This is a genomic window from Ramlibacter rhizophilus (assembly GCF_004681965.1).
Lineage (GTDB): Bacteria > Pseudomonadota > Gammaproteobacteria > Burkholderiales > Burkholderiaceae_C > Ramlibacter > Ramlibacter rhizophilus.
Genome location: NZ_SMLL01000005.1, coordinates 245,660 through 258,510, shown reverse-complemented (window position 1 = coordinate 258,510; position 12,851 = coordinate 245,660). Strand labels below are relative to the sequence as shown.

Here is a 12,851-nt window from a genome sequence, read left to right as displayed (position 1 = left end):
AAAACTCCTCGGGTCGGGTGGATCAGGCGCGGGCCAATGCGGGCGTCGGCCGTGCGGCCGCCGAGGGCTCGCCGAGCAGGGCCGTGGCGATGCGCTGCGCGGTGTTCAGGGAATCGGTGAGACCGAGGTGTCCGTGGCCCGTGGCGAGCCACAGGCCCGGGTGCCCCGCCGCCGGGCCGACCACGGGCACCGAGTCGGGCATGCACGGGCGGTGCCCCATCCAGGTGCGCGTGGGGATGTCGTCCAGGCCTGTGAAGGTCTCGCGGGCGATTCGACCGAGCACCGCCGCGCGGCGTTCGTCCGGTGGTGCATGCAGCCCGCCGATCTCCACCGTGCCGCCGACGCGCAGGCCGTCTTCCATGGGCGTGACGAAGACCTTCCTGTCGGCCAGCACCACGGTGCGCGACACGAGGTCGTGCGCGCCCAGGAACTGCAGGTGGTAGCCGCGCTGGCTCTCCAGCGCGAGGTGCACCCCCAGCGGCGCCAGCAGCTCGCGCGACCAGGCACCCGCGGCGACCACCGCGTGGTCGCAGGCGATGCCGTCCGCGCCGCCAGCCCGCCGCAGGTGCCAGCCATCCCGATCACGCACGAGCGACTGCACCTGCCCGCGCACGATGCGCCCTCCGGCGTCCGCGAAGGCGCGGGCCATCGCCTGCACGTAGCGGAAGGGGTTGCGGATGGTGGCGTGGTCGGCCAGGTACATGCCCACCCGGTAGCGCGCGGCGACGCGGGGCTCCAGCGCCTCGATGCCGGCGCGGTCCAGGCGCTCGGCCCGGAAGCCGTAGGCCTCGCGCAGTCGCCAGCCGCCGGCATCCTTCGCCAGCGCCTGCGCGTCGGGGTACAGGTGCAGGTGGCCGCGCCGCAGGAACAGCTCGGGCACGCCGAGCTCGCGCGTCATGGCCTCGTGGGCATCGAGCGCGCCCGCATGCATCTCGTGCAGCTTCTTCGCCGCGGCCTCCACCGCGGCCGGCCGCGCGGACGCGACGAAGCGGGCAAGCCAGGGCAGCGCCTGCGGCAGGTAGCGCAGGGGCAGGTACAGCGGGCTCTCGTCGTCCAGGAGCATCCCGGGCACGGAGGCGAGCACGCCCGGCATGGCCAGCGGCGCCACCGAGGCCGGGCTCACCGCGCCGGAGTTGCCGAAGCTGCAACCGTGGCCCGGCTCGTCGCGGTCCACCAGCAGTACCTCCGCCCCGCGCCTGACCAAGGCGAGGGCGATGCTGGTGCCCACGATGCCGGCGCCGACCACGGCCACGCGGGGCTGGGCGCTGGCGTTCACGTCAACGCGCCTTCGCCCGTTTGTCCGACACGAGCCGGCCGTCCTTGAAGACGAGCTGCAGCCGGCGCACGCTATTGATGTCCTCCAGCGGATTGGAGCCGACCACGATCAAGTCGGCGATCTTGCCCTTCTCCACCGTGCCCGACTCGTCGCCCATGCCGCAGATGGCCGCGCCGCTGCGTGTGGCGGCCACCAGCGCCTGCCAGGGCGTGGCCCCATCGCGCACCCACAGCCCCAGCTCCAGCAGGGCGGCGTCCTTCAGCGGACGGATGTCGGAGCCCAGCGCCATCTTCACGCCGGCCTTCAGCGCCTTCAGGAAGCCGGCCTGGTGCACGTCGGAGGCGGCGTCCGCACGACAGCACAGGGAGTGCGAGAGGTTGCGGTTCTTGACCCAGCGATGCTCCCAGTCGTTGGTGGCCTGGCCCGGCGTGAGGTGGCTGATGGACAGCGTGGGCACGTACCAGCAGTCGTGCTCCAGGAACAGCTCGATGCACTCGTCGTCGAGGATGTAGCCGTGCTCGATGCTGTGCGCGCCCAGGCGGATGGCCGCCTTCACCGCCTGCGGGTTGGTGGCATGGGCCATCACCTTGAATTCGCGCAGCTTGCAGATGTCGAAGGCGGCCTTGAGCTCGTCTTCCAGCAGGAAGGAGTGCCGGTGCAGGTCCCAGGCCGGACCCATGATGCCGCCCGACAGATTGAGCTTGATGTGGTCGACGCCGTTCTTGATTTCCTCGCGGATGGCCTTCACCCAGCCATAGGGGCCGTCCACTTCCTTCGCGTGCCCCGAGGTGAGGAAGTGCCCGCCGGTGGTGGTGAGGAAGTGCCCGGAGGCGAACAGGCGCGGACCGAGGTGCTGCCCGGAGTCGAAGGCCCGCTTCCAGGCCACGTCCATGTAGTGGTGGGCCCCCGCGCAGCGGAAGCCGACGATGCCCGATTCGAGCAGGGCCGCCTGCAGTCGGTGGCCGAACAGCGTCACCTGGTCGGCCAGAGGAACGTCCGACAGCTGCAGGTAGTCGGGGTGGATGTGCACGTCCCACAGCCCGGGCATCAGGTAGGCGCCCTGCAGGTCGATGACTTCGGCGTCGCCGACGGCGGGCGCGTGGCCCGCCTGGAAGATCTCCTGGATCCGGCCGTCTTCCAGCAGCACGGTGCAATCCGCCTGCGCGCGCGGCTCGACGCAGTCGATCAGCGTCGCCCGGGTCAGGAGGGTTCTCATGGCTTGGTCACTGCGTTCATGCAGGTTCACTCCGCGACGATGCCGACCTTGGCGGCCAGGTCCTTCCACTTGCCGACCTCGCCCTGCACGAAGCGGCCGAACTCGTCGGGCGCCTGCGGCGAGGCGATGATGCCGCGGTCGCTGAAGGCCTTCTTCAGCTCCGGCGAGTTCAGCGCCGCGACGGTTTCCTTGTTCAGGCGGTCCACCACCGCGGAGGGCGTCTTCGCCGGCGCGAACAGGCCGAACCAGGTGCCGCCACTGAACGCCGGCAGTCCGGCTTCGGCGAAGGTGGGCACCTGCGGCGCACCGTCCAGGCGCTCACGGGCGGCGACGGCCAGGCCGCGCAGCTTGCCGGCGCGAACGTGCTCGAGCACCGCCGGCGGCGTGTCGAAGGTGTACTGCACCTGGCCGCCGATCAGGTCGGTGATGGACGGACCGCTGCCCTTGTAGGGGATGTGCGTCGCCTGCACGCCGCTCACCGACTTGAAGAACTCGCCGGCGAGATGGTTGGAGGTGTTGTTGCCGAAGGAGGAGTAATTGAGCTTGCCGGGGTTCGCTTTGGCATGGGCGATGAACTCGGACAGCGTGTTCGCCGGCACCGAGGGGTTCACCACCAGCACGAAGGGAACCTGCCCGACCAGCGTGATCGGCTGGAGGTCCTTCACCGGGTCGTAGGGCATGGCCTTCATGGTGATGGGCGCGATCGACACCTCGGGCGAGGCGGCCAGCATCAGCGTGTAGCCGTCCGGCTCGGCCCGTGCCACGGCGCTGGCGGCCACCGTGCCGCCAGCGCCCGGACGGTTCTCCACGATCACCTGCTGGCCCAGGCGGCGACCGAGCTGCTCGGCCAGCAGCCGACCGGCCACGTCGGTGCTGCCCCCCGGCGGATAGCCGATCAGCAGCCGCACCGGCCGCGAAGGCCAGGCGGCGGACTGGGCCAGGACCGACCCGTGCGCCATCGCAGCGGCCGAGGTGAGCAGGAAGGTACGACGTTGCATCAGGATCTCCAGGCAGGCGGCCGCGGCCGCGTTTCAGAGGGATGGACGACGCACTGTAGGCGGCTGGTGTATCGGAAGGCAATATGGGATTATCGGCATGCGATAAACCTCGGAGAGACCCCGATGCCTGGATCGATCATCGTCGCCGCCGCCCAGACCGGAAGCGTCGAGGACGGCGACCTGAAGACGATCGCCGACGCCGCCCATGCCATGCTGGACGAGGCCGCCCGGCTCGGCGTGCGCCTGCTCACCTTCCCCGAGCTGTTCCTCACGCCCTTTTTCGCCAACCGGCTGGAGGAGCAATTCGATCGCTGGTTCATGGACGAGCGGCACGAGGTGCTGCAGTCCCTGCGCGCGAAGGCCCGCGGGCACGGCATCGCGCTCGTGCTGCCCTTCGCGGAGCGGGCGGCCGACGGCTGGTTCAACAGCGCCTTCGTCTACGACGAAACAGGCCGCGAGGTCGGCCGGTACCGCAAGACGCACATCCCGGCGTACTTCCCCAGCGCCGGCCCGGGCGGCACCGGGAGCTTCGAGAAGTTCTATTTCGCGCCTGGTCCGTCGCTCGGCACCTTCGCGGTGGCGGGCACGCGGATCGGCATCCTGATCTGCAACGACCGGCTCTACCCCGAGGCGGCGCGCGCGCTGGCCCTGGACGGTGCGGAGCTGATCGCCATGCCCATCGCGTTCTCCACCTACGCCGATCCGGCGCAGCGTGCCTCGATCTGGGAGGTGCCGCTGCGGGCGCGGGCCTACGAGAACGGCGTCTATGTGCTCGCCTGCAATCGGGTCGGCATCGAGGGGCCGAGGCACCATCTCGGGCGCAGCATGGTGGTCGACCCCAGGGGCATGGTCGTCGCCGAAGCCGGCACGCACGAAGCGCAGCTCCTTGCGGCCGAGATCGACCTCGATGCGGTCTCCGCTGCCCGCAAGCAGTTTCCGTGGTGGCGCGACCGGCGCCCCGACCTGTATGGCGCGCTCGTCCCCAGCCGCTGAGCGGACCGGCGTCGCTCCGGCAGCCCGCACGCCGCGCACGCGCACTGTCGCGGCCGGCGGCGACAGCCGCCTCTTCATGGGCTCGCTCGCCAAGGGCTTCCAGGTCCTGGAGGCACTCAACGCGGCGGGTCGCCCGGTGGGTCTGACCGAACTTGCGCAGCTCGCGCGCCTCGACCGCAGTGGCGTGCAGCGCATCACGCACACCCTGCGCGTGCTCGGCTACCTGCGCCAGGACCCGGGCTCCAAGGCATTCCGCCTGTCCGGCCGGATGCTGGAATTCGGCCATACGGTGCTCGCGACCGACCAACTGCGCGAGCGCGCGCACCCGCACCTGGAGGCGCTGAGCCGGCGCACCTGCGAGACCGTGAACCTGATGGAGCTGGAGGGCGACGAGATCGTGTACGTGGCCCGCTGGCCCAGCGTGCACGCGGTGAGCGTGGACCTGCACGTCGGCTCGCGCCTGCCCGCCTTCTGCACGGCGGCCGGCCGGGCGATCCTCTCGCGGATGGACCCGGCCGACGCGCTCGCCCGCCTCAAGGCCGCGACCCGCACAGCCATGACGCCGCGCACCGTGACGGACCTCGCCGGCCTGCGGGCCGCGCTCGATGCGGCGCGGGAGCTGGGCTACGCGCTGAACGACCAGGAAGCCTTCATCGGCGACATCTCCGTCGCCGCGCCCCTGGTGGACCGCGACGGCCAGCCGCTCGGTGCGGTCAACGTCGCCGTGCCCTCGCCGCGGTGGCTGCTGCGCGACGTGCTGGCCCGCCTCACGCCGCAGTTGCTCAGGACGGCCGCCGCGATCAACCGCGACCTGCGGTACCTGTAGTGCGTTCAGGCTGAGAGCAAGGACTCCCTCACGGGGTGGTCTCGAGCAGGGCTTCGACAGGCTCTCGACAAACAGCGAACCCTCAACGCCGTTCGCCCTCCCCATCCGTTCGGGCTGAGCTTGTCGAAGCCCATCGCGCGAGACCACCCCGTGAGCCCTTCGACAGGCTCAGGGCGAACGGATGTGTTTGATCGGGCATGTCTTTCAACGCGGGCTCGGCCGGGTGAATGAACGCTCAGCCCGAACGTGGTTTTTGCTCGGCCCGGAACGCCTTTCGGTAAGACCCAGGGCGATCGGACGTGTCCGCTCAAGCTCCCGCGTCCTTGCGCGCCGGATACACCACCCGCGGCCCGTCCGGCCCGGGGGGCAGGTCCACGCGCTTGCACAGGAACACTTCCTCCTCGGGGTGGGCGATCACGCGAAAGCCCGCGCTGCGCAGCATGGCCGCGCTGCACGCCGCGTTGGGCAGCCACCAGTTGGTCTCGTCGTGCGAGTACTTGTTCTCCACGAAGTGCAGCCGGGGATAGCCGGGGCGCTCGAACACCTCGGTCTCCCAGAAGTCGTAGTCCTCCCGCAGCGGCTCCACCTCGGCGCTGCCGCGCTGCAGCGACTGGTACACCAGCAGGTCGCGCGCGACGTGCGCGTGGATCAGGTCCAGCGCCAGCAGCGGGTGGCGCAGGTGGTAGACCAGGCCCATGAACAGCACCACGTCGAAGCGCTCGCCCAGGGCGCCGACGTCGTAGACCGACAGGCGCCGGAATTCCACGTCGCGCACGTCCAGCACCTCGGCGGCGAAGCGCGCCTGGTTCAGGAAGTAGTCGTCGAAGTCGATGCCCAGCACGCGGCTTGCTCCGCGGCGCTTCATCTCGAAGGAGTAGAAGCCTGCGTTGCAGCCGATGTCCAGCACCGACTGGCCGGCGAGGTCCTGTGGCAGCAGGTGCGCGAAGCGCTTCCACTTGATGGTGGGGAAGTCGCCCAGGAAGTGCGCCGGTGCGGTGTGCACGCCCTGCAGGTCCAGGTTGTGGAACCAGTCGCCCAGCTCGCGCACGCGCTGCTCGATCTGCGCCCGCGTGAAGGGGGCGGCGGTGCCGGACGGGGGCGCGCTGTCCGGGTCCGCGCGCGCGGCCATGGCCGGTGACCACGAGGAGGTGGCCACGCTCGCGTCCTTCTGCAAGGGCGTGCCGGCATGGCTGCAGATGGTGGTGGACCGTGGGCCGGGTGTGTCGGTGGCCAGCTTGCTATTGAGCAAAGCCAGTGCCTGCCGATAGCCGTTGAGCGTGCCCACGTCCACGTAGGCCGCGCCCGCGCGCACGCCCAGCGCCTTGCCGCCACCCTGGAGGTAGGCGTTGACCAGCGTGCCCATGAACTCGTCGCGGCGGCCGCGCGCCTGCCACAGGGCATGCAGCGCGTGCAGCACGTGGCCGGGCATCCTGAAGGCGCCCCAGATCCAGTGCGAGCGCGCATCCGGGTGCTTGACCTGGATCTCCTGCACCCAGCCGGCCTCGTCGGTCACCACCGCGTCGAAGTCCTGCGGGCGGTCCACGGGGAACAGCAGGAAGGAGAGCACCTCGTCCGGCAGCTCGCACAGGCCGTTCTCGGGGAACCAGATGGTGTCGGGCAGCCCGACGACGACCGGCTCGTCGGCCCGGATCAGCGAGCAGGCGCGGAAGATCGCGTCGCACAGGCCCCCCGCCTTGGGCTGCACCACGTAGCACAGCTCGGCCGGTCCGACCGTGGAGCCGTAGTACTGCACGATGTCCGACTTGCCCGGCCCCACCACGACGCAAATGCGCGTGGCACCGGCCAGCAGCATGCGCTCGACCAGGAACTCGCTCACGGCACGCGGGCGCTCCACGTCGCCCACGCGGCTGCTGCCCACCGGCAGCAGTTCCTTGGAAAAGCCCAGGGGCTGGATGCGCGTTCCCATGCCGGCGGCTGGAATGATTCCCCACATCGTCCTGGTCCCTTCTTCACGCGGTCGCGGGCTCTCCCTCAGCGGCCGGGTGCCGCGCACCCAGCAGGTCTTCGAGCTCGATGGCGCGCCGGGCCGAGGTGTGGCAGGCCAGCACCCTCTCGCGCGCAGCGTGCGCGATGCGGGCGAGCTCGGCGTCGCTGCGCTCCAGGGCGTCGATCACGTCCTGCGCGCCGCGCGCGAGCAGCAGCTCGCGCCCGGGCTCGAAGAAGTCGGACAGGCCAGGCCAGTCGTCGCTCACCAGCGGCGTGCCGCAGGCCGCGGCCTCGAACAGCCGCCCCGAGGGGCACCAGCCGTTGTCGGCCATGGCGCGGCGCGTGACGCTCAGCGTCAGGCGCGAGGCGCTGAAGAAGGCCGGGTGCTCCGGCGGTGGCAGGTGGCGCACGAAGCGCATGTTGGGCGTCCACGGGAAGTCGGCCGGGTACTGCGCGCCGCCGACGAGGAAGCTGCGCTGCGACAGCCGCCGTGCCGGCTCGATGAACAGGGCCTCCAGCCGATCCTGCCGGTCGGCCGCGTAGGTGCCCAGGTAGGAGAGCTCGCTGCGCAGGTGCGGCTGCGGCGGCACGCGGTGGTGCACCTGCGGGTCCACGTGCCCGTACAGCGTGGCCACGTGCCGGGCACCCAGGCGCTCGCGCAGCTCGGTGAGCGCCGCGCCGCCGGTGTAGCTCAGGACCAGGTCGAAGTCGCGCAGCCCCCGCCCGCTTAGGTAGGCGACGGGCCGGCCGGCGCGCAGGTTCTCCAGCGTGACCGGCGTGTCCATGTCGTAGAACACGGTGCGCGCGCGGCCAGCCTGTTCGGCGAGCAGCGCCGTGGCGGCGACGCCGTCGGGACAGTAGGAGGTGACGATGGCCGCGTCGGCCCCAGCCAGCTCGCGCCGCGCACGCGGCAGCACGGCGGCCCAGTCCTCGTAGAGCACCAGCGCGCCCGAGGGCGGGTCGGTCCAGTCGCGGTGCTCGGCGTAGTAGGGAACGTCACGCTCGAAGAAGCTGAGGTGGTGGCCGCGCTGCGCGAGGGCGCGCCACAGGCCGCGCCAGAGCGTGGCGTGGCCGTTGCCCCAGGACGAGCTCGCCGTCAGGCCGAAGATCAAGAGCCGCATGGCCACTCCGGTGGAGGAGATTTGCCGGTGCGGTGGGGGACCTGGGCCATGCGCTTGGAATCCTCGTGCAGCAGCTTGCGTTCCCGGAATTGGGCCGAGGGGCCGAGGAGGGGCCAATCGGCAGGACGCCTGCCGGAACGTAGGACGGGTGCGGTGCTGCCGCCGCGCAGGCGCGCCGAAGGAAAGCTACGACAGCCCCGAGACCGGAACCGCCGCGCCGTGCACCGCACGCGCTGCCGGTGAGGCCAGGAAGCGGATCACCTCCGCCAGCTCGGCCGGCGCCACCCAGCGCGCGGGATCGGCCTGCGGCATGGCGGCGCGGTTCTCGGGCGTGTCGATGATGGAGGGGAGCACGCAGTTGACGTTGATGCCGCGCTCGCGCAGCTCGGCGGACAGGGATTCGGTCAGGCGGATCACCACCGACTTGGAGGCCGCGTAGGCGCCCATCTGCGCGCCGCCGCGCAGCGCCGCCCCGGCCGCCACGTTCACGATCCAGCCCCGGGACTGCGCGAGCAGCGCGGGCACGGCGGCGCGGGAGGTGTTGAGGACCGTGCGGGCGTTCAGGCCCATGAGGGCGTCCCAGGTCTCGTCGCTGGTCTCGTGCACCGCCTCGCCCATGCGAAAGCCCCCGGCGATGTTGCACAGCACGTCCAGCCGGCCGAAGCGCGCGAGCGCCGCATCGACGGCGGCCTGGGCGCCTTCGCGGGTGAGCAGGTCGGCCGGCGCGACCAGCGTCTGGCCCGGCATGCCGGCGGCCACCTGCTCCAGCGCCTCGCGGCGCAGGTCCACCAGCACCACGCGCTCGCCCTGGGCGAGGAAGGCCTGGGCCACGGCACGCCCGAGGTTGCCGGCCGCACCCGTGACCAGCACCACGCGTTCGCCTCGTTCCTGCATCGCTCAGCCCTCCTGCTGCGGGTGGTGGTAGCTGCCGCTGCCGCGGTGGATCACCTCGTCCTGCGGCAGGACGTCGCCGGGATCGTATTCCGGCCCCGAGCCCAGGCGTTCGTACAAGGGTCCGAAGTCGATGCGCGACAGCGCCAGCAGTTCCTCCAGGTCATCGAGCACGAAGTAGGTTTCCTGGAAGTCGTCGATGCGGTAGCGCGTGCGCATGACGCGCTCCAGGTCGAAGCGGATGCGGTTGGGCGAGTCGCTCTCCAGGCAGAAGCGGCTTTCGGTATAGGACGAGGCGATGCCCGCGCCATAGATGCGCAGCCCGTCGCGCTGGCGCAGCAGGCCGAACTCCACCGTGTACCAGTACACCCGGGCGAGCTGCGGCAGCCGGCCCAGGCGCTGCGCGCGCAGGCCCCCTTCGCCATAGGCCTGGATGAAGTCGGCGATCACCGGGTTCATCAGCATGGGCACGTGGCCGAAGACGTCGTGGAAGACGTCGGGCTCTTCCAGGTAGTCGAGCTGGTGCGGCTTGCGGATGAAGTTGCCGGCTGGAAAGCGGCGGTGCGCCAGGTGCTCGAAGAAGACCTCGTCCGGCACCAGGCCCGGCACCGCGACCACCTGCCAGCCGGTGCGCTTCATCAGCACGTCCGAAAGGCGCCGGAAGTCGGGGATCTCGTCCGCGCCGATGGGCAGGGCGCGCATGCCTTCCACGAAGGCATCGCAGGCGCGCCCGGGCAGCAGCCGGGTCTGGCGCTCGAAGAGCGTCTTCCACACCGCATGCTCGTCCGCGGTGTACTGCTCCCAGCCCTGCGGAATGGTCCAGTCGGGGCTGGGCGCTGCGGCGGCAGCGCCGGCGGCCAGGCCGTGCTTGTCGGATCGTTCGACGGTCGAAGAATCGGGGTTCATGGCAGAGGCTCCTGGGAGGATGCGTCGATCCACGCATGATGCGTCGGAGGGCGCGCATGCATCGTGTGGATCGAGGCGCGCAAGCGGGGTTCTGTGCAGGAAGCTTGCGCGTGCCGGTTGCGCTGCTTCACGCAGGCCCCCATCCCAGCCTTTCCCCAGAGGGGGAAGGGGCAGCCACTCCCTCCCCCTCTGGGGGAGGGCTGGGGTGGGGGCCTCGAGCGCCAACCCGGCACCCCACGAAGCCCGCCATCCCGCTTAGACTGGCCCAGCCGCCACACCCCGCGGCACGCCGGCGCCCCCGCCCACCCGGCGAGCGGAGCCGTCCATCGACCTTTTCGCAGGCACCCCCTGCGCGAGGAGCGTTGCATGAGCGAACCCCAGGCCTTGCGCCTGCACGTGCCCGAGCCGACCGGAAGACCCGGCTGCGCGACGGACTTCTCCTATCTCCACCTGTCGCCGGCGGGCGCCGCGCGCAGGCCGCCGGTGGATACCTCCCATTTCGACACCGCCGACCTGGCCTACGACCTGGTGCGCGTGCTGGACGAGGAGGGCCGCGCCGTCGGTCCCTGGGCCCCCGAGGTGGATGTGGAGCAGCTGCGCCGCGGCCTGCGTGCCATGATGAAGACGCGCGCCTTCGACGCCCGCATGATGGTGGCGCAGCGGCAGAAGAAGATTTCCTTCTACATGCAGTGCCTGGGCGAGGAGGCCATCGCGGTGGCGCATGCGCAGGCGCTGCAGCCGGGCGACATGTGCTTTCCCACCTACCGGCAGCAGGGCCTGCTGCTCGCCCGCGAGGACATCGACCTGTCCGAGCTGATCTGCCAGCTCATGAGCAACGAGGGCGACCCGCTCAAGGGCCGCCAGTTGCCGGTCATGTACTCGTACAAGCGGGCCGGCTTCTTCTCCATCTCCGGCAATCTCGCCACCCAGTTCATCCAGTCCGTCGGCTGGGCCATGGCTTCGGCCATCCAGGGGGACACGCGCATCGCCTCCGGCTGGATCGGCGACGGGGCCACGGCCGAGGCGGACTTCCACACGGCGCTGACCTTCGCCCACGTGTACCGCGCGCCGGTGGTGCTCAACGTGGTGAACAACCAGTGGGCCATCTCCAGCTTCCAGGCGCTCGCGGGCGGCGAGTCCACCACCTTCGCCGCGCGCGGCGTGGGCTGCGGCATCGCCTCGCTGCGGGTGGACGGCAACGACTTCCTGGCCGTGCTGGCCGCCTCGCGATGGGCCGCCGAGCGCGCGCGCGGCAACCTGGGGCCGACGCTGATCGAGTGGGTGACCCTGCGCGCCGGCGCCCATTCCACCTCGGACGACCCGTCCCGCTACCGCCCGGCCGACGACTGGTCGCGCTTTCCGCTGGGCGACCCCATCGCGCGGCTGGCCGCGCACCTCACGGGGCTGGGCGCCTGGTCGGCGCAGGAGCACGAGGAAGCCCGGCAGGCGCTGGAGGCCGAGGTCGCCGCCGCGTTCAAGCAGGCCGAGGCCAAGGGCACGCTGCTGGACGGCCACATCCCCAGCGCGGCGAGCATGTTCGAGGACGTGTACGCCACCGTGCCGCCGCACCTGCGCGCGCAGCGCGCGGCGCAGGCCGCCGAAGGAGGGCCGTCCCCATGCTGACCCGCACGCAGGAGGCCCGGCTGGCCGCCGAGGCCGGCGAGAAGAAGCCCATGACCATGATCCAGGCCCTGCGTTCGGCCATGGACGTGATGATGGAACGCGACGACAAGGTGGTCGTCTTCGGCCAGGACGTGGGCTACTTCGGCGGCGTCTTCCGCGTCACCGAAGGCCTGCAGGCCAAGTACGGCCGCTCGCGCTGCTTCGACGCGCCCATCAACGAGGGTGGCATCGTCGGCGTGGCCGTGGGCATGGCGGCCTACGGGCTGCGGCCGGTGGCGGAGATCCAGTTCGCGGATTACTTCTATCCGGCCTCGGACCAGATCGTCTCCGAGGCCGCGCGCCTGCGTTATCGCTCGGCGGGCGACTTCACCTGCCCGCTCACCATCCGCATGCCCTGTGGCGGCGGCATCTTCGGCGGCCAGACCCACAGCCAGAGCCCCGAGGCGCTGTTCACCCACGTGTGCGGCCTGCGCACGGTGATGCCGAGCAACCCCTACGACGCCAAGGGCCTGCTGATCGCCGCCATCGAGTGCGAGGACCCGGTGATCTTCCTGGAGCCCAAGCGGCTCTACAACGGCCCTTTCGACGGCCACCACGACCGCCCCGTCGTGCCCTGGTCGCGCCACGCGCTGGGCGAGGTGCCGCAGGGCTACTACACCGTGCCGCTGGAGAAGGCCGCGGTCCTGCGGCCCGGCTCGCAGCTCACGGTGCTCACCTACGGCACCATGGCCTGGGTGTCGCACTGCGCGGCCGAGGAGACCGGCCTGGATGCGGAGATCATCGACCTGCGCTCGCTCTGGCCCATGGACCTGGATGCCGTGGTCGCCTCGGTGAAGAAGACGGGCCGCTGCGTGATCGTGCACGAGGCCACGCGCACCAGCGGCTTCGGCGCCGAGCTGTCGGCCCTGGTGCAGGAGCACTGCTTCTATCACCTGGAGGCCCCCATCGAGCGCGTGACCGGCTGGGACACGCCTTATCCGCACGCGCAGGAATGGGCCTACTTTCCCGGGCCCGCGCGCGTGGGCGCGGCCATGCGGCGGGTGATGGAGTAGTC

The 12,851-nt window shown here is 71.1% G+C and carries 11 protein-coding genes; 4 read left to right on the top strand and 7 right to left on the bottom strand.

What is annotated here, in order from left to right; translation table 11 throughout:
• Nucleotides 1-22 precede the first annotated feature (22 nt).
• From EZ242_RS14080 to EZ242_RS14070, 3 genes are read right to left on the bottom strand one after another with little or no spacing between them, the layout of a single operon-like run.
• A complete protein-coding gene (locus EZ242_RS14080; protein ID WP_135285802.1) occupies nt 23-1,276 on the bottom strand; it encodes an NAD(P)/FAD-dependent oxidoreductase in 1,254 nt (417 codons plus the stop codon).
• A gap of 1 nt (nt 1,277) precedes the next feature.
• Nucleotides 1,278-2,492 (bottom strand): amidohydrolase family protein, encoded by a 1,215-nt coding sequence (locus EZ242_RS14075; protein ID WP_135285801.1) that lies wholly within the window; start codon nt 2,490-2,492, stop codon nt 1,278-1,280.
• Between the two features lie 26 nt (nt 2,493-2,518).
• Nucleotides 2,519-3,490 carry a Bug family tripartite tricarboxylate transporter substrate binding protein gene (locus EZ242_RS14070; RefSeq protein WP_135285800.1) on the bottom strand — a complete coding sequence of 324 codons (972 nt, stop codon included), beginning with the start codon at nt 3,488-3,490 and terminating at the stop codon, nt 2,519-2,521.
• A gap of 123 nt (nt 3,491-3,613) precedes the next feature.
• Between EZ242_RS14070 and EZ242_RS14065 the strand changes: the two genes are divergently transcribed.
• Nucleotides 3,614-4,483, top strand: coding sequence for a carbon-nitrogen hydrolase family protein (locus tag EZ242_RS14065; protein ID WP_135285799.1), 870 nt, complete (start codon nt 3,614-3,616; stop codon nt 4,481-4,483).
• Nucleotides 4,458-5,309, top strand: a complete 852-nt coding sequence (locus EZ242_RS14060; RefSeq protein WP_167784769.1) for an IclR family transcriptional regulator — start codon at nt 4,458-4,460, stop codon at nt 5,307-5,309. Before EZ242_RS14065 ends, EZ242_RS14060 begins: the two co-directional genes overlap by 26 nt.
• Nucleotides 5,310-5,616: 307 nt before the next feature.
• On the opposite strand, the gene EZ242_RS22240 is transcribed toward EZ242_RS14060, so the two are convergent.
• From EZ242_RS22240 to phhA, 4 genes are all read right to left on the bottom strand, one after another.
• Nucleotides 5,617-7,236 carry a TIGR04290 family methyltransferase gene (locus EZ242_RS22240; RefSeq protein ID WP_205960657.1) on the bottom strand — a complete coding sequence of 540 codons (1,620 nt, stop codon included), beginning with the start codon at nt 7,234-7,236 and terminating at the stop codon, nt 5,617-5,619.
• Between the two features lie 43 nt (nt 7,237-7,279).
• Complete coding sequence (locus tag EZ242_RS14050) at nt 7,280-8,377, bottom strand: CgeB family protein (RefSeq protein WP_135285797.1); 1,098 nt, start codon at nt 8,375-8,377, stop codon at nt 7,280-7,282.
• A gap of 186 nt (nt 8,378-8,563) precedes the next feature.
• A complete protein-coding gene (locus EZ242_RS14045) occupies nt 8,564-9,271 on the bottom strand; it encodes an SDR family NAD(P)-dependent oxidoreductase (RefSeq protein ID WP_135285796.1) in 708 nt (235 codons plus the stop codon).
• A 3-nt stretch (nt 9,272-9,274) separates the two neighbouring features.
• Nucleotides 9,275-10,174 (bottom strand): phenylalanine 4-monooxygenase, encoded by a 900-nt coding sequence (gene phhA, locus EZ242_RS14040; RefSeq protein WP_135285795.1) that lies wholly within the window; start codon nt 10,172-10,174, stop codon nt 9,275-9,277.
• A 366-nt stretch (nt 10,175-10,540) separates the two neighbouring features.
• Here phhA and EZ242_RS14035 point away from each other — a divergent pair, with 366 nt between their 5' ends.
• Both EZ242_RS14035 and EZ242_RS14030 read left to right on the top strand, forming a co-directional pair.
• A complete protein-coding gene (locus tag EZ242_RS14035; RefSeq protein WP_135285794.1) occupies nt 10,541-11,797 on the top strand; it encodes a 3-methyl-2-oxobutanoate dehydrogenase (2-methylpropanoyl-transferring) subunit alpha in 1,257 nt (418 codons plus the stop codon).
• Complete coding sequence (locus EZ242_RS14030) at nt 11,791-12,849, top strand: alpha-ketoacid dehydrogenase subunit beta (RefSeq protein WP_240787095.1); 1,059 nt, start codon at nt 11,791-11,793, stop codon at nt 12,847-12,849. Before EZ242_RS14035 ends, EZ242_RS14030 begins: the two co-directional genes overlap by 7 nt.
• Nucleotides 12,850-12,851: the final 2 nt, after the last annotated feature.

What these genes read in the sequence shown, in the direction of transcription:
- EZ242_RS14060 (WP_167784769.1), top strand. Translation starts at nt 4,458, where the DNA reads ATGGCGCGCTCGTCCCCAGCCGCTGAGCGGACCGGCGTCGCTCCGGCA.
- EZ242_RS14050 (WP_135285797.1), bottom strand. Translation starts at nt 8,377, where the DNA reads ATGCGGCTCTTGATCTTCGGCCTGACGGCGAGCTCGTCCTGGGGCAAC.
- EZ242_RS14045 (WP_135285796.1), bottom strand. Translation starts at nt 9,271, where the DNA reads ATGCAGGAACGAGGCGAACGCGTGGTGCTGGTCACGGGTGCGGCCGGC.
- phhA (WP_135285795.1), bottom strand. Translation starts at nt 10,174, where the DNA reads ATGAACCCCGATTCTTCGACCGTCGAACGATCCGACAAGCACGGCCTG.
- EZ242_RS22240 (WP_205960657.1), bottom strand. Translation starts at nt 7,236, where the DNA reads ATGGGAACGCGCATCCAGCCCCTGGGCTTTTCCAAGGAACTGCTGCCG.
- EZ242_RS14030 (WP_240787095.1), top strand. Translation starts at nt 11,791, where the DNA reads ATGCTGACCCGCACGCAGGAGGCCCGGCTGGCCGCCGAGGCCGGCGAG.
- EZ242_RS14035 (WP_135285794.1), top strand. Translation starts at nt 10,541, where the DNA reads ATGAGCGAACCCCAGGCCTTGCGCCTGCACGTGCCCGAGCCGACCGGA.
- EZ242_RS14075 (WP_135285801.1), bottom strand. Translation starts at nt 2,492, where the DNA reads ATGAGAACCCTCCTGACCCGGGCGACGCTGATCGACTGCGTCGAGCCG.
- EZ242_RS14065 (WP_135285799.1), top strand. Translation starts at nt 3,614, where the DNA reads ATGCCTGGATCGATCATCGTCGCCGCCGCCCAGACCGGAAGCGTCGAG.
- EZ242_RS14070 (WP_135285800.1), bottom strand. Translation starts at nt 3,490, where the DNA reads ATGCAACGTCGTACCTTCCTGCTCACCTCGGCCGCTGCGATGGCGCAC.